Annotated in this window: 13 protein-coding genes; 5 read left to right on the forward strand and 8 right to left on the reverse strand. The window is 58.8% G+C overall.

The window, feature by feature from the left end; all coding sequences use genetic code 11:
- Positions 1 to 379 precede the first annotated feature (379 nt).
- Complete coding sequence (locus MWU49_RS08705) at positions 380 to 1,042, forward strand: cupin domain-containing protein (protein WP_246970673.1); 663 nt, start codon at positions 380 to 382, stop codon at positions 1,040 to 1,042.
- A gap of 71 nt (positions 1,043 to 1,113) precedes the next feature.
- Here MWU49_RS08705 and MWU49_RS08710 read toward each other — a convergent pair whose 3' ends face one another.
- The 7 genes from MWU49_RS08710 to MWU49_RS08740 all read right to left on the reverse strand — a co-directional run bounded on the left by MWU49_RS08710 (position 1,114) and on the right by MWU49_RS08740 (position 9,249).
- The gene (locus MWU49_RS08710) at positions 1,114 to 1,485 is read right to left on the reverse strand and encodes a hypothetical protein (RefSeq protein WP_246970676.1); all 372 of its coding nucleotides are present in this window, start codon (positions 1,483 to 1,485) and stop codon (positions 1,114 to 1,116) included.
- 55 nt (positions 1,486 to 1,540) lie between these two features.
- Positions 1,541 to 1,816, reverse strand: a complete 276-nt coding sequence (locus MWU49_RS08715; protein WP_246970678.1) for a hypothetical protein — start codon at positions 1,814 to 1,816, stop codon at positions 1,541 to 1,543.
- A gap of 111 nt (positions 1,817 to 1,927) precedes the next feature.
- Positions 1,928 to 2,179: a hypothetical protein gene (locus tag MWU49_RS08720; protein WP_246970681.1), complete on the reverse strand. Its 252-nt coding sequence runs from the start codon at positions 2,177 to 2,179 to the stop codon at positions 1,928 to 1,930.
- A 798-nt stretch (positions 2,180 to 2,977) separates the two neighbouring features.
- The gene (locus MWU49_RS08725) at positions 2,978 to 6,109 is read right to left on the reverse strand and encodes a CusA/CzcA family heavy metal efflux RND transporter (RefSeq protein WP_246970683.1); all 3,132 of its coding nucleotides are present in this window, start codon (positions 6,107 to 6,109) and stop codon (positions 2,978 to 2,980) included.
- 11 nt (positions 6,110 to 6,120) lie between these two features.
- Positions 6,121 to 7,362 carry an efflux RND transporter periplasmic adaptor subunit gene (locus tag MWU49_RS08730; protein WP_246970685.1) on the reverse strand — a complete coding sequence of 414 codons (1,242 nt, stop codon included), beginning with the start codon at positions 7,360 to 7,362 and terminating at the stop codon, positions 6,121 to 6,123.
- A gap of 242 nt (positions 7,363 to 7,604) precedes the next feature.
- Positions 7,605 to 8,855: a TolC family protein gene (locus MWU49_RS08735; RefSeq protein ID WP_246970687.1), complete on the reverse strand. Its 1,251-nt coding sequence runs from the start codon at positions 8,853 to 8,855 to the stop codon at positions 7,605 to 7,607.
- Positions 8,856 to 8,943: 88 nt separating this feature from the next.
- A complete protein-coding gene (locus MWU49_RS08740; protein ID WP_246970689.1) occupies positions 8,944 to 9,249 on the reverse strand; it encodes a hypothetical protein in 306 nt (101 codons plus the stop codon).
- Between the two features lie 143 nt (positions 9,250 to 9,392).
- On the opposite strand from MWU49_RS08740, the gene MWU49_RS08745 reads away from it, so the two are divergent.
- Positions 9,393 to 9,812, forward strand: coding sequence for a PaaI family thioesterase (locus MWU49_RS08745; RefSeq protein ID WP_246970691.1), 420 nt, complete (start codon positions 9,393 to 9,395; stop codon positions 9,810 to 9,812).
- A 114-nt stretch (positions 9,813 to 9,926) separates the two neighbouring features.
- On the opposite strand, the gene MWU49_RS08750 is transcribed toward MWU49_RS08745, so the two are convergent.
- On the reverse strand, positions 9,927 to 10,982 hold the full coding sequence (locus MWU49_RS08750; protein WP_246970693.1) for a transporter substrate-binding domain-containing protein: 1,056 nt from the start codon (positions 10,980 to 10,982) through the stop codon (positions 9,927 to 9,929).
- Between the two features lie 230 nt (positions 10,983 to 11,212).
- Here MWU49_RS08750 and MWU49_RS08755 point away from each other — a divergent pair, with 230 nt between their 5' ends.
- The 3 genes from MWU49_RS08755 (at position 11,213) to MWU49_RS08765 (ending at position 15,542) form a co-directional block, all read left to right on the forward strand.
- On the forward strand, positions 11,213 to 13,393 hold the full coding sequence (locus tag MWU49_RS08755; protein WP_246970695.1) for a hypothetical protein: 2,181 nt from the start codon (positions 11,213 to 11,215) through the stop codon (positions 13,391 to 13,393).
- A gap of 113 nt (positions 13,394 to 13,506) precedes the next feature.
- Complete coding sequence (locus MWU49_RS08760; RefSeq protein WP_246970697.1) at positions 13,507 to 13,968, forward strand: hypothetical protein; 462 nt, start codon at positions 13,507 to 13,509, stop codon at positions 13,966 to 13,968.
- Positions 13,969 to 14,315: 347 nt separating this feature from the next.
- The gene (locus MWU49_RS08765; protein WP_246970699.1) at positions 14,316 to 15,542 is read left to right on the forward strand and encodes an alkaline phosphatase PhoX; all 1,227 of its coding nucleotides are present in this window, start codon (positions 14,316 to 14,318) and stop codon (positions 15,540 to 15,542) included.
- The last annotated feature ends 173 nt before the right edge of the window (positions 15,543 to 15,715 follow it).

The raw sequence follows: 15,715 nt of genomic DNA on the forward strand, positions 1-15,715 counted from the left end.
CAGAGTTTACTGAGGGCGAATTGCGACGTGTTGCTGTTCTTGTTTTAGGAGCCCCATTGGAGGGGCGAACAAAATCCAGGATCATCCCCCCTTCGTTCCGCAAGCTGCCCCATGGCATCAATTTCACTCAGGGTGGAGCAAAGCGCAGCAGCGGATTCCCGCAAACCTGCGATGAACCTTTTTGTCATCTTGTCGCTCGCCCCAACCACTGACGCTGAGGCGGTTACCACTTGCGGTTTCAGGATGTCACTAGCAATAACCGCCATCCCTTGCTCGCTTCACTCTTTTTCTACAGATAACATCGTTTACTAAGCCGGTACTTCACCGATGGATTCAGGCAACCACCACCCGCCAGAATGGCATTTATCCAGAGATGACTATGGCCACATTACTCAACGCTGATTTTGAGCAACGTATCGTTATTCGGCCCAGCGATTATCGCTGGGTCGCCTCTCCCATGCCGGGGGTTGAACGCATGATGCTGGACCGTATCGGCGACGAAGTGGCCCGAGCCACCTCGATCGTGCGCTATGCGCCGCACAGCGAATTCTCATCCCACACCCATGATGGCGGAGAAGAATTCCTGGTCCTGGAAGGGGTGTTTTCGGATGAGCATCAGCACTACCCGGCAGGGAGCTATGTGCGCAACCCCATCGGCACCTCTCACACCCCGAGAATAGGCAAGGAAGGCGCCACGATACTGGTCAAGCTACATCAATTCAGCCAGGACGACACCGAGCAAAAAGTCATCGACACGCACTCCCAGCCCTGGCGGCAAGGGCTTGTCGAAGGGCTGACGGTGATGCCCCTGCACGATTTCGAAGGTGAGCACGTGGCGCTGGTCAAATGGGCCCCTAATACCCAATTCCAGCCACACCAGCATTGGGGCGGAGAAGAGATCTTCGTACTGGAAGGCACCTTTTACGACGAGCACGGAAGCTACCCCAAAGGCACCTGGCTCCGCAGCCCCCACCTGAGCCAACACACGCCGTTTACAAAGGAAGATGGGGCGTTGATTTATGTGAAGGTGGGGCATTTGTAGGGAAGGATAGGCTTTTGGGGAAATGGGAGACCTGACCCTCGCTGTCCGCACTTGTCGGCAGCAGCGCCTTGTTATGCGTCCTCTTCCATTTCATACACCGTCAAATGCCAGTTCTTCGGCCCACTCCAAGATATCTCTTTATAAGAGCCGACAACAATTCCCTTGTCTTGAAGGATAGCCATGAATCGACTCGGTGAAATGGATTCCTTATAGTCATATGCGAAAGCAACACCTTTCTCATTTAGATCGCACATAAGAGCAGCAAGCTCTTCATTGTCATCTACTACTGCGCAATCTTGAAAACGGGCTTCGTTACCTAAGCCAAGCAATCCCACATCTCCACCTAAGGTTACCTTTCCTTTCTGGATGGACTTAACATACGCAGGAGGTTGTTGCCCTGGAATGCCCAATTCAATTTTATAAGGTGGCCCCTTTCTTCTCACGCTTCCCCCGCATAACGCCCGCCTCAGCCGCCGAAGGTCGGCCTGGAGGCCCTTGTTAACCTTTGTCTCTCGGCTCAATTTGAGTTTGGTCTGAAACAGAATCAAGACTATCACCCGTGTAAATGAATCGCACAAATGGCAAATTTATAGCGCCCTCATCACACCACAACAGGTCTCCGTAACGAGACGACAGCAAAGCCTCCATTTCGTTACGGCTTTTCCCTTGTGACAAGACTTCAACCAGCTCAAACAACTTGGAAGCCCTAGACTCAGATTCAGAAGCATCAGCACTCAACATTTTTTCATTGAGACTAAGATTGAGCCATTTCATAGCCCAATACCCATTACTAAGCATCAGAGACGTGACCAAGCAACCAATAACAATCCAGCATTTCTTACTCATAAAAGGTTAACGCCTAGGTCACGCGCTCGTCGAGTGCACCTACTTGTTACGTTGCTGCAACTCCAGCTCCGCACTGAAGTTTTCAGCTTCCTTTATGTATCTTCTCACATCCGAGGCCATGACCTGATCCGGATCAAGCAAGGTAAGCTGCCAGAGTTTAGATAATTCAGCCTTCGACGGCCGCGCCTTTAGCCACCAATGGAATGCCCCGTTACGATCATGTTCCGAGGCATTTTCCATCCCCGGCGCATAGCTTGATACCGCGCCCTTCAACCACTGCTCCGGAATCATCTTCCACTCCTGCCATTCTGGAGGGAATTCCATTAATTCGAGGTACTCACTTGGGCTCATAATCAATCAACGTAACAGCGAATTAATTAGAACGTTCCGTATAACTCGGTTCTATATAACTCTGGAACCTTCGTACATACTCCCCGATGAAAAGCCTGCCATAACAACAGCTTGGCCGGCTATAGCCAATCTCCTACACGGAGTTATAAGGAACCTTCCTTATAACTCCTGACTCCGGGTCACTTATTCGCACCATTCTTTTCTCATGTATATCAATCAGATAGCTGACGGGTAAGCACCAAACTTCTGGAATGAGCACTACTTCCGTTGAAAAAGGGTTTAACCAACAGGGATATTGGGTCAGGTTTTGCATCGTGCATCGGGGTGCACGATGCAAGCATCGCTTTCCGGGGAACCACTATCGATAGCGGTTCACGCGATACTATACGAACTCACCAATGCCATCAGGGCGGCATCCTCCCCGTTAGAGTGAGTCGAGGAACGGAAGGATCTGGCGGCGAAGAGCAAAAAACCTGTCTGAGCGGAGCGAGTCTTTTTTGCGTCCGCCAGATCCTGAGTACCGGAGTGTGCCTGCGGAGCAGGCCGAACGGAGTCGGGGCGCGGGGGAGTCCAGAGGGGTGTCGCGTTACACCCCTTTGGGCCCGTCCGGCGAGGACACGCACGTATCATGGTGCGATGGCATCTCAGCAGATGCGGAGTCACCCAGGTGGGGACCACAATCACCTCCGCACTCGTCCAGCAAGCTGGATCTCCTACAGGTCAACGGGGATATTGGGGTCAGGTCTTGCCCCGTGCGTCAAACACCCCATACAGACTCGGCAACACCAACAACGTCAACGCCGTAGCCGACACCAATCCACCCACAATTACCACCGCCAACGGCCGCTGCACCTCACTACCCACACCCGTGGCCAGCAACATGGGAATCAGCCCCAGCATGGAGGTAAGTGCAGTCATCAGTACCGGGCGAAGACGGGAGACGGCGCCTTCGAAGATGGCTGTCTCCAATGCTTCCCCATCGCGCATGCGGTGGTTGATGGCTTCTACCATGACCACGCCATTGAGCACCGCCACGCCGAACAGGGTGATAAAGCCCACGGAGCTGGGCACGGACAAATACTGGCCGCTGAGGGCTAATGCGAGGATGCCGCCGATCAGGGCCAATGGGACGTTGACCAAAATCAGCGCGGCCTGGGCCACGGAGCCGAAGGCGAAGTAGAGCAGTAGGGCAATCAGGCCTACAGCCACGGGCACCACCATGGCCAGGCGTTGCTGGGCGCGCTGCTGGTTTTCGTATTGGCCGCCGATATCCACGCTGTAGCCGGGGGGCAGATCCACTTCGCTGTCGATGGCTTGCTGGATGTCGGTGACTACCGAGCCCATGTCACGCCCGGCCACGTTGGCCTGGATGACCACGCGGCGCTGCACGTCGTCGCGGCTGATCTGGGGTGGGCCGGACACCAGATCGACATCTGCCACATCCATGAGCCGTACCCAGGCGCCGTCCGCTGCCTTTAACCGCAGGTTGCGAATCGCTTCACCATTGTGGCGCGCGCTTTGCTCCAGGCGCACATAGATGTCGTAGCGTTCGTTGCCGTTGATCACCTGCCCGGCGCTGCCGCCGCCCAGGCCGTTGCTGACCAGATCCATGACCTGGTTAACGCTTAGGCCGTAACGGCTGAGGGCATTGCGCTCCGGGGTGACCACCAGTTGGGCTTCACCGGCGATCTGTTCCAGTTGCACGTCGGTGGCGCCGTCGACCGCCTTGACGGCCTGAGTGATGGCTTCGCCTTTTTCCTGCAACACGTCGAGATCCGGGCCAAACAATTTAATGGCCAGTTGCGCCTTCACGCCGGAGAGCAGTTCGTCCACGCGCATGGCGATGGGCTGGGAAAAGTTGAGCAGCAGGCCGGGATGGACGGCCAGTTTCTGCTGGATCTTTTCCTGCAGCTCAAGACGTGTGCTGGCGCTTTCCCATTTATCGACAGGCTTGAGGCCGATGTAGATTTCCACGTTACTCACCGGCTCCGGATCGCCACCGATTTCCGCGCGCCCTACCCGGCTAAGTGCGTAGGTCACTTCCGGGAAGGTCATGATCTCCTTCTCCAGTTTTTCACCCACTTCCAACGCGGTATCGAGACTGGAGGACGGCGCCAGGGTCACGCGCAGGGCCAACGTACCTTCTTCCAGTACCGGCACGAATTCGGTGCCGATGAAGGGGGTTGTGGCGAGCGCCAAAGCGAACAGACCCACCGCGCCGCCTATGACTGCCTTGCGGGCCTGCATGGCTTTGGCCAACAGCTTCCGATAACGGGCTTCCAGACACTGCATCAGTTTGTTGGGCTTTTCTTCCACGCCGTGACGGAACATAAAGCCGGCCAGCGCCGGTACCACGATCAACGCCACCAGCACGGCGGCGGCCATGGCCAGCATAATACTGATGGCCATGGGCACGAACATTTTCGCTTCCACCCCTTCGAAGGCGAACAGCGGCAGGAACACCACCAAAATTATGCTGGCCGCGAAGAACACCGGGCGCGCCACTTCCTGGCCAGCGTCTTTGACGCGCAGGGCAATACCGCCCTGGGCATCGTGGCTGCCTTCCACCCGGCTCAGGTGTTTGAAGATGTTTTCCACCATCACCACCGAGCCATCCACCAGCATGCCGATGGCCACGGCCAGGCCGCCCAGGGACATGAGGTTGGCGGACATGTCGAAGCTGGTCATGGCCAGCAGGGCGAGCCCAATGGAGAGGGGAATCGACAGCAGCACCAGCACGGTGGCGCGCAGATTCATCAGGAACAGGGCCAGCACGATGACGATAAACACGAACGCCAGCAGCAAGGCGGTGACCACGGTACTGACGGCTTTTTCCACCAGGTCCGCCTGATCGTAGAACACCTGGAACTCCACCCCGTCGGGCAGGGCCTGCTGGATGCGCGCTTCCCGTGCCTTGATGCCATCGATGGTGGCCTTCGTGTTGGCGCCCATGCGTTTGAGCACGATACCCGCCACCACTTCGCCCAGCGCTTCCGGTTCGCCATTGGCGTCGCGACGGGTCATGGTGAGCGCGCCCTGGCGGATCTCGCCGCCAAACTCGACCTTGGCCACATCGCTGACACGCACCTGGGTGCCATCCACTTCGCGCAGGGGAATCGCAGCAATGTCTTGCAGGCCCTGCTCGCCGCTACTCACCCAGCCCATGCCACGAATCACCAGTTGCTCGGCACCGCGATCCAGATACCAGCCACCGGCGTTGCGGTTGTTGGCGGCGATGGCCTCCATCACCTGTTGCAGGCTCAGGTCGTAGGCCAGCAATCGGGAGGGGTTCACGTTGACCTGATACTGGCGCACTTCCCCGCCGTAACTGAGCACATCGGTGACGCCGCCCACAGGCATAAGCAGCAACTTCACCACCCAGTCGTTGAGGCTGCGCAGTTGCATGGCATCGATGTTGGCACCGGGTTTGGCGGTGAGCAGGTATTGATAGACCTGCCCGAGCCCGGAAGTGTTGGGGCCCATCTCCGGGGTGCCGACGCCCTCGGGAATATCTTCCCGCGCCGCCTGCAAACGTTCGAACACCAGCTGGCGTGCGAAGTAGATATCGGTGCTATCTTCGAACACCACGGTGACGATGGACAGGCCGGTCTTGGAAATGGAACGCACCTCGGCCACCTGGGGTAGCGCGTACATCACTGCCTCGATGGGATAGGTGATCAACTGCTCCACCTCTTCGGCGGCCAGGCCTTCCGCTTCCGTATTTACCTGCACCTGCACGTTGGTCACGTCCGGGAAGGCATCCAGTTTCAGGTTGGGTAATTGCCAGCCGATCACACCCACGGTGATCACCAGCAGCAACAACACCATCAGGCGGTTGGTCACCGCCCAATCGACAATACGATTAAACATGGCAGTGATCCTCAGTGGTTATGCACTTCAAAACCGGACTTGGCCATTTCGCTGGCCAGAAAAAAGGCACCGCGAGTGACGACGCGTTTGCCTGCCTCAATGCCAGTGACGATGCGCTGCTCGCCGAGCTGGCCACTGAGTTCGATTTCCACCGGCTGGTAATGACCCGGTTCTTCTTCCACAAACAACTGCCAATCGCCATCGGGACCCCGGGTGAGAGCCTCTTCCGGTACGGTGAGTGCGTTCTGCGGAGCCGACAGTGACAGGACCACATCGGCAAACATACCGGGATGTAGCAGGTGGCCGGCGTTGGGAATGGCGACCCGTACCGACAGGGTTCGCGTCACCGTGTTGAGGCGGTGGCCAGACTGGATCACTTCGCCTTCCACAACCGCATCACCAATAAGCAGACGCGCGGCAGTGCCGGTGGGGATATGCAGACCCGGGCTGGGCGGCAGCGCCGCTTCCGCCCACAGCTCGGATTCATCCACCAGAGTGACCAGTTCACTGCCGGCAGTGAGCCACTGGCCCTGCTGGAAGGCATCTTCCAGTACCAGACCGTCATCCGGCGCGGTGAGCGTGTAGATGCCCTTTTCGCTTTTGCCGCTTTCGATGGCACCGATGGCGGCCTCATCCAGACCATAACCTCTGGCACGGGCGCGCAGGGACTGGTACTGGCTTTGTGCATCCAGATAGCGCTGATTCCCCACGGTGCGACGGCCCAGATTGTTCACCCGCCGCCAGGCATCGGCAGCCACCTGCAGATCACTTTGCAGCTCGGCCATGGCCGGGCTGAACAGGGTGGCGATGGGCTCGCCCTTTTTCATGTGCTGGCCCAGTGAGGCACTGCGTGATTGCACCTGGGAATCGATGCGTACCGGCACCACCCAGGTGCGGTACTGGTTGCTGGTGATTTCTGCCGGGACGGTGAGGGATTGAGTGGCGCTTTTCTGCGGCTGCAACTTAATCACCTGCAAGTTAAGCATGGTCTTTTGATCGGGCGTAAGGGTCACCCCGGCCGCTTCCTCCTCACCATGTTCGCCATCTCCGCCGTGTTCTTCTTTATGCTCATGTTCGGGCGCGCCATCGCCATGCTCATCGTGAGCATCGTGGTCGTCATGGTTTTCCTGGCTATGGGATTCACTCTTCGCAGGCGCAGTCTCATGATCATGGCCATGATTGTCTTCTGCCCAGACGGGAAAAGACAGGCTGGCCAGCAGTGCAATGGCCAGCGGTGTTTTTTGAAATGTCACTTTCGTTTTCATAAAAATTTCCCATTTTTTGTAGGAGCGCCGTTCAGGGCGCGAAGAAGGCGGCACCGCGTGTCGCAGAAACCATTCGCGCCTCAAGTGGCGCTCCTACAGTAATTTTTCGCTTATTTTTTCGTTTTAACTGGCGTTATGCGTTTCGCCACCCCTTTGGGGCCAGCCTGCGGCTGTTACCTCGCAAGCTCGGTTCCTACAGCAATTTTTTAGGTCAGTCGTAACCTGATGGATTAGTTCGCCAACTGGTTCAGCCACTCATCCAGCTGGGCGCTTTGCTGGAGCCAGTCGATCCAGGCACGTTGCACGGCTTCGCGCAGGGCGATGCCGGCGAGGCGGGTGTCCAGGCTTTGGTTGAGGGCCAGCAGATAGTTCTGGGTGGTGAGTTCGCCCTGCTGCCAGACGCGCTTGAGCAAGGCGCCGTTGGTGTCCAGTGAGGGCTGCGTCAGTTGCTGCCAGCGTTGCCAGCGGCGCTGTTGCTGCACCAGGTTGTCACGGGCGCCGTCGAGGCGGGCGCGGATGTCGTTGCGGGTTTTCTCCAGCAGGGCACGGCGGGCATCGCTGTCAGCCAGCGCCTGCTGGTAGGCAGGCTTGTCGGTGTTGAAGAACTTCAGCGGCAAGCTGAGATCCACACCCCACAGGTTATCGTCACCTTCCTTGCCCACATACAGGCCAAGGGATGGGTCCGCGTTGCGCTGCTTGTCGGCCAGGGTGACGCCTTGCTCGGCCAGGGCCAGCTGCTGTTCCGCCAGCTGCAGATCGTAGTTGGCTTGCAGACGTGCATCGGAGCTGTCCGTAACGGCCGCGCCCAAAGTGACATCGTAGTCTGGTACTGGGTGAGCTGGAGACGACAACGCCATCACCTCGCGCAACCGGGTTTGCGCGCCGGTGGCGAGTGCCTCCGCTTCGGCGAGGGATTGCTGGGCCCGACCCACCGACAACAGTGTCAGGCTGGCATCTACCTGCCCCACGTCACCGGCCTGTTGGCGCCGGCGTATCAGGGCAGCCAGTTCGGTGAGCTGCTGCTCCTGCTCACGGGCAGCCTGCAGTCTCGCCTGGGCAGCATCCCAGCCGATCAACGCCTGGAGGGATTGTGCCAGCAGATCGGCCCGGGCCTTTTGCCCGCGCAGCTCCGCCAGCACCAAACGCAGCGCGCTCACATCACGGCTGGCCCGCGCCTTGCCGGACCAGTCCAGGGTCTGGCTGAGGCCCACCGTTTTGGTGACCTCGGCGCTGTCTTCATAGGTGAGGTTCAGGTTCGGGTTATACAGCGGCTGATCATCGCCGCGGCTTTCCGCCAACCACTGTTCCTGACGTGCATGGATGGCACGGCTGGCGGGTAATTGCTGTACTTGCTGGCGCACCCATTGCGCCCATTCTGTTTGCGCTGCCGAAGGTGTATCGACAGTCGCGGTGGCGGCCAGCGGCCAGCCACACAGCACGGCCAGCATGACGCTGGCACGCACAAGGTAACGGCTTCCCATGGGAAGTCTCCTGATAGTTCAGACACGGGGAATCTCAGCGGCACGCGGACAGACGCCACGGGTCGCCGGGAGAACGATGTGAGAGCAATCAGGCGATAGGAGGGCGGAAGGGAGATTCCGGAGGCGCTTCAGGAAGATCCGGACGCCAGGCGAACTGCGCCGAGGGCGGCGCGGGCTGACGGGCTGGCGGGCAGTCGACCCCGGTCATGAAGCCGTGGCACTGACAGCAATGCTCTGCCCCCTGATCCAGCACATCGGTCTGAGCACGATGCTGATGATCCGCGCTGTCGGACTGGGCATAGCCTGTGCCGGCATCATGTTCATGATGCACCGCATCAAGCACCAGCACGTGAGTGCAGATGATCAGCAGCAATGTCCAGACCAGTGATTTCATGAAACCGCCAACGTGTATGAGGGGGTATCCTCGGCAACATTGAGACTGACGTCAAGCCGTGAGGTTCCCTGCGGTCATTCACAGTGCGGCCGATTGCAGGCAAAGTGGCCGCCGTTTCCGCCTTAGTCGAGAGAGATTGCCCCATGAGCCGCCTTGATATCGCCCGCGATGAAGTCCTTGCCCACCCGCTGCACCGCGCCTGCGAGCTGGAATTGCTGCATGCCGGTGAAGGGACCAGTGAACTGCGCTTTCAGGTCAATGATTTCACTACCAACCCGCTGGGCGCGTTACATGGCGGGGTGCTCTATGCACTGATGGATGTGGCCTGCTTCTTTGCGGCAGTACCGCTACTGGATGACCACCAGGCACCCGTCACCGTGGAAACCCACAACAGCGTGCTGCGCGCCGCCTTCAAGGGCGAGACCATCATGCTGCGCGGCAAGGCCGACCGCATCGGCCGCACCCTGGCCGCCATGCGTGCGGAAGCGTATGCGGTGAATGCGGAAGGCGAAGAGCGATTGATTGCCACCGGATCGGTGACCAAGTCGATCATGACGGTATAAGGCGAGTTTCGAGTTTCGAGTTTCGAGTTTCGAAGAGCAAAAACCCACTCTCATGAATCGCAAGGCTTTGCCTTTGAATTTCGCAACTCGAAACTCGTCACTCGCAACTGATCTTTACTGCCCCAGATATCGGTTAAGGATCATGCGCCATTCTTCCGTGGGCAGGATGGTCAGCATGGCCTGGTTAACCGGCTCTTGCAGCTCGCTGCCGTTGGCCATGGCAAAGGCGTAACTTTCTTCCCGGATCAGGCCCGGCAGCACCAGCAGGTTCTTGCCGCCCCGCTCGCGAATCAGATAGCGCATCACCGGTGCATCAGCAATCAGTGCATCCTCCTCGCCCAGCGCTACCGCTCGCATGGCCTGCTCAAGGTTTTTGTAGGGCTTGTACTGGATCCCCTGCGCTGCGAGCCACTGGGCTCCGCTGGTGTTCTCCACACTGGCCACATTCACTCGCGGCAGATCCGCCGCGCCCTTGATGCGGGTTTGCAGCTGATTGACGGTGACGCTGGAGGCAATGGCCGCGGTAAAACCGGAAATGGTGATAATGCTGACAAACATCCACACCAACCCAAGCAATCGTCCCGCCTTGCTCACCGGCGCCTTGTCGCCATAGCCCACGGTGGTCATGGTCACTGCGGACCACCAGAAGCCGCTGCCAATCCCTTCGCTCATGGAGCCACCAAACTGTTCCGGATTGCGCTTGCGCTCGAACAGCCAGATCAGCACCCCGACGATCAGCAACACGATGACCAGCGCCAGGACCGCAGAAAAGAATTTCCAGGAGAACAGGTTCTGCAGGGTTACCAGCCAGCCACCCGGTTCGCTGCGAGTCATGATCCCGAGACCACCCCGGTACATGGGCTGGGAAAAGTCCATCCGCCGCTCCCGGTCGGCCGTCACACTAACGGCACCCAGCGCCAGATCAATCTGCCCCTGTTCCACCGCCACCAGCATATCGCTTACCGAGGGATAGACCCGATAGCGGTATTCCACTCCGGACCGTTCGGCCACGTTCTCCCACAACTCCACACTGATTCCGTCCCAGCGATCACCACTCTGAAAGCTGAACGGCGGCGACGCTTTGACACCCACGGTTAAAGGCGCAGCCATTGCGCTCGACATTAACAGCAGAAAAACGCCAGCAAACAATGCACGTACTGAAAACGACATGGATCCTCCAGGTTGACCATGGACAGGGAGCGTATCCAGAGTATCGACACCCACCGCTCACTACCAGTGAGCCGCAAACACTCGGTTACACCCTTAACAGGATCTCACCACATCACTCATCTCTGTAATGGCTAATGGCCTGATCTGTCCGGCTGCAAGGCAACTGGACCATTACCATTTCATGGAGGCACGACCTTCACCCGATAACAACAATGTCCCGGGGCATGACCATGAAACAATCACTCGTCCTTCTCACTCCGATGCTGCTCGCCCTGACCGCCTGCGGCGGTGGTGGCGGCAGCACACCACCCTCATTGGCAACGGCCGCGCCCCAGGAAACACCCCCGATTACGGAGGTGCCCTTCACCGCTGTCCCCATGCCACGGGACTGCACCCGAAAAAGCTGGGTGGCGGGCACTACCGAGTGGTGTGACGGCGCGCTGATTTACCGGGACTATGTGTACGATGACTACGGCGCCGATGCCGGGCTGGTGGGGCTCGATCCCCTTGCTGTGCTCAACCTGCTGGGCAGAGCGGGCACACACTATTCACCGCTCGCCATTACTCCCGGCCTGCTGTCTCCCACGGCAGGTGATCAGCCTTACCCTCCCGGCCTGGAAAACACCGCCGATCTGGTATCACTGATGCTGTCACTGGAGGGCGACGAGCTGCAGGTCCGTTTTGAACTCAACACCCTTTACAGCGAAGACAACAGCATCGCCGCCCTGGCAATCGATACCGATAACGATGCCAGCACCGGGGGCGGTGACTGGCCTGGACTTGGCGTCTACAGCGATGGCTGGGAACAGCTTCATGTGTTCCGTGATGGTGATCCGGACAGCAATATCATCAGCGGCACGCTTGCGCTGCCCGATTCCCCGGAGTGGCGCATTCAGGCTGTTGTCGCTCAGGCCGATGGCACGGTGATGAATGTGGCCTTCCGTGGCCCCCATGAATCCGCCCGCGCCGGTGCCGTGCCCGCGCAGATCCTTCCTGATGCTGGCAACTTCTGGGAAGACAATCAGGCCCGCGTTCTTGCGAGCGGTGACATCAGTGAATTCGGTGAGCAGGTTTCCCTGGCGGATTTGCGTCAGCGTGCGGATCGCCCGGCGCCTGAGGTGACCGGTTTCCAGCAACGGGTTTATACCTCCAACTACACCCTGCCGCCGGGTGAAGGCGTATCGATTACCGGTATCCCCGGACGCAACGGCGATACCCAGTACCCCTGTGAGCAGTACTTCCATTATCTCGGCAAGTACCAGCCTTATGGCGTCTATGTACCGGACCAGCCCGGCCCCCATGAATTGCAGATGGTGATGCATGGCTGCGAAGCCAACCATGCCAGCCAGATCAATCAGCGCAACTTTCAACAGGCATTTGCCGACGACAACAACCGCATTCTCGCGGCACCGCTTGGCCGTGGCACTCAGGGTTTTTACTCGGACATTTCCGAACGGGATGTGCTGGATGTGCAGGCAGACGTGATTGCCAACTACCCCATCGATACCGATCGTGTGATGCTCAGTGGTTACTCCATGGGCGGTTACGGCACCCTGCGTCTGGCGGCACTCTACCCGCAGGATTATGCGGCGGCCATCAACTGGGTGGGGTTCTCCGGTAGCCTGTTGAACGTACCGGTGGTGGATTCACTGCTGGGATCCTTGTTCGACCTTACTGGCGCCACGCTCACCGCACCGTTGCTGTCCGGCTTCCAGGAACTGCAGACACAGACCCGCCTCGGTGCCCAGGGGGATGTGGTGGATTATGTGGGCAACCTGAAGTACATCCCCACCACCAATGCCTACAGTGGTGCCGATGAAATTGTGCACGTCACGACCGCGCTGGCGTTGCAGGAAGCCTTTATCAGAAGCGACTCCGATTATGTCTTTTACCTGCACCCCATTGCGGAACACCTGACCTACATCCAGCTGGATGAATGGCAGAAGATGGCCGACTACAGCCGTGGCCGGGTTCGCGTACAGCAACCCGCCACTGTGCGCTACCGCTACGAACCCGCACTGGATTACCCGGAATATGAGTTGTTCCATAACAAGGCTTACTGGGTGAGTGACATCGAGAACCGCAGCGTCGCGGCCAGCCAGATTGATCTGCACAGCGATGGTTGTGGCGAAACCCTGTTTGATCGTGCCTTTGACACCGGGCTGGGGGAATATCCTGTGCCCTGGGTGAGCACCCAACGCACACTCACCGAAAGCGGCACGATTGACGCGGGCAACACCCTGAGCGGCTCGCTGGAGAATGTTTTCCGGCTGACCGTGGATGTACAAGACAGCTGCCTGGCCGGCAGTCTGCACTACGACATCCACAGCGATGGTGCCGCCACGATCACGCTCAGCGACGGCCGTCAGATTGCGCTGGTCAGCGGTAACAACAGCGGTACCCTGCCCTGAACCACAACGGCATCACTGCCTGCGGGTAGTGATGCCGCTTTCCTTGCGGCAACACTGGCACATGATGGCAATCTGAGTCACATTAGCCCCAGCAGTCTGATGGGGGGCACGTCGTGCGACGTTTGCATGTTTTCATGGTGTTAGTGTTGGGCAGTCCGCTGTGCCACGGCCACGGCATCCTGCCTGACGAAATCCCCATGGCCGCCGGCACCGCCCTGCGTAACCCCGGTGAACTGCCCGCCACTACGGTGGCATTTTCTGCACAGTGGCAGCCTCAAAGCCTGCGCCTGCCTCTCAATAGCGCCACATCACTGACCATCCACAACAGCAGTAACGACTGGCACCTGTTCGCCCTCGGTGACAGCCGCGCCCTGAGCGATCAGAACCTGATCCACCGATTGATGCCGGACCTGCGCAAGGACTACCCCAACACCCGCCTTAGCGAACCCGGCAGCACGGTTTCCCTGCCCTGGCGATTTGATGTGCCGGGTCGCTTCCAGCTGCGTTGCGTACGTGCGGATCATCAGGAAACAGAAACTGCGTTGCTGATTTCTGTGCTGGCAGCAACGCGGTAATGCTTCCGTTGTGGCTGCCACGACAAGGGCGGGCGAGTTTCGAGTTTCGAGTTTCGAGTTTCGAGTTTCGAGTTTCGAGTTTCGAGTTTCGAAGAGCAAAACCCTGAACGCGGTGAGCGTCAACGAGAACAAGCTGAAAAAATCTGGCGCAACGGAGTACGGCCACCCATTTAGGCTCATGCAAACGCCTTAGATGGCCGTGAACCTTCAATGACATTTTTCCAAAACGTGACCCGCTTCATACGCAACAGCGCAATGTCATGCACCTCGTCACCTTTTTTGTCGCATTAGCCCTTTACCCTGCCGCCTCCATTGTCGCTTTCATTTCTTTCACGGAGGAAGGGAACATGAACCCCAAGGCATCTCTGTCACGTCGCGATCTGTTGAAGCAGGGCACTACCGGTCTGGCCGCCCTGGCCGTTGGCCCGACCCTGCTTGCCATCAGCCAGCCGCTGTCCGCACGCACACTGGCAGAAGTAGGCCCGCTGCAGGCAGCGGATGCCAACGGCATTCGTCTTCCGCAAGGTTTCTCTTCCCGGGTGATCGCCGCCGCAGGACAGCGCGTGCGTCGCAGCTTCTGGAATCGCACCGCCTATCGCTGGCACAGCTATCCGGATGGTGGTGCCACCTTCGCCACCGGGGATGGCGGCTGGGTGTATGTCTCCAACAGTGAAACCATCAGCCTGCTGGGCGGTGGTGCCGGCGCGATTCGCTTCAACGCCGATGGTTCGGTGAACGATGCCTACCGGATTCTGGGCGGCACCAATGCCAATTGCGCCGGTGGCCCCACTCCCTGGCAGACCTGGCTATCTTGTGAAGAGACGCAGTGCGGCCGGGTATTCGAGTGTGATCCTTTTGGTCATCATCCCGCCCGCCTTCGTGCCGGCCTGGGGTATTTCAAACACGAAGCCGCCGCAGTGGATCCGCTCTTCAACATGGTGTACCTCACCGAGGATGAGGGCGACGGCCGTTTCTACCGGTATATCCCCGCCGGCGTGAACAGCGATGGCTCATTGAATCTGGATGAAGGCGTGCTGCAGGCCGCCGCGGTGGATGCACAGGGCTACGTGACCTGGCTGGATATTCCCAACCCCACCCCCAACCTGCTACAGACACCCACTCGCGAACAACTACCGCAGAGCACCGCCTTTGATGGCGGTGAAGGCTGCTGGTACAGCCACGGTCATGTGTACTTCACGACCAAGGGCGACAACAAGGTGTGGCAACTGGACACCAACCTCAATCGCCTTAGCGTAATTTATGATGCCGCGACCGCAACCAACCCGATCCTGACGGGCGTGGACAACCTGACCGTTTCCAGCGGCGGGGATGTGCTGGTGGCCGAAGATGGCGGCGACATGCAGATTGTGGTGATCGACAAACAGGGGGACGTGGCGCCACTGATTCAGGTCACCGGCCAGGATGATTCCGAGATCACCGGCCCGGCCTTCAGCCCGGACGGCCAGCGGCTGTATTTCAGTTCCCAGCGCGGCAGCGACCTGTTTGGTGGCGGCAACGGTTTCGGCATTACCTACGAAATCACCGGCCCGTTCGAACAGTTCGTGACGCTTTGATTGTTCCGTAGGAGCCTGCCTGCAGGCGATTGGCTTTTAATCAAACCCAGGATCGCCTGCAGGCAGGCTCCTTGTATCTCTCCACGAGTGCTGATTAGCTACCAGCACTCACGGGTCGGGCTGAAGCCTGGCAGGCTCCTGAGGACATAGATCCTGTGCTGTAGATCTGGCTC

The sequence above is a fragment of the Alcanivorax sp. S6407 genome (genome assembly GCF_023016115.1).
In the GTDB taxonomy this organism is placed as follows: Bacteria; Pseudomonadota; Gammaproteobacteria; order Pseudomonadales; family Alcanivoracaceae; genus Alcanivorax.

Coding starts and splice junctions, on each gene's coding strand:
- MWU49_RS08740 (WP_246970689.1), bottom strand. CDS start 9,249: ATGAAATCACTGGTCTGGACATTGCTGCTGATCATCTGCACTCACGTG.
- MWU49_RS08735 (WP_246970687.1), bottom strand. CDS start 8,855: ATGGGAAGCCGTTACCTTGTGCGTGCCAGCGTCATGCTGGCCGTGCTG.
- MWU49_RS08765 (WP_246970699.1), top strand. CDS start 14,316: ATGAACCCCAAGGCATCTCTGTCACGTCGCGATCTGTTGAAGCAGGGC.
- MWU49_RS08755 (WP_246970695.1), top strand. CDS start 11,213: ATGAAACAATCACTCGTCCTTCTCACTCCGATGCTGCTCGCCCTGACC.
- MWU49_RS08705 (WP_246970673.1), top strand. CDS start 380: ATGGCCACATTACTCAACGCTGATTTTGAGCAACGTATCGTTATTCGG.
- MWU49_RS08715 (WP_246970678.1), bottom strand. CDS start 1,816: ATGAAATGGCTCAATCTTAGTCTCAATGAAAAAATGTTGAGTGCTGAT.
- MWU49_RS08720 (WP_246970681.1), bottom strand. CDS start 2,179: ATGATTCCGGAGCAGTGGTTGAAGGGCGCGGTATCAAGCTATGCGCCG.
- MWU49_RS08750 (WP_246970693.1), bottom strand. CDS start 10,982: ATGTCGTTTTCAGTACGTGCATTGTTTGCTGGCGTTTTTCTGCTGTTA.
- MWU49_RS08725 (WP_246970683.1), bottom strand. CDS start 6,109: ATGTTTAATCGTATTGTCGATTGGGCGGTGACCAACCGCCTGATGGTG.
- MWU49_RS08745 (WP_246970691.1), top strand. CDS start 9,393: ATGAGCCGCCTTGATATCGCCCGCGATGAAGTCCTTGCCCACCCGCTG.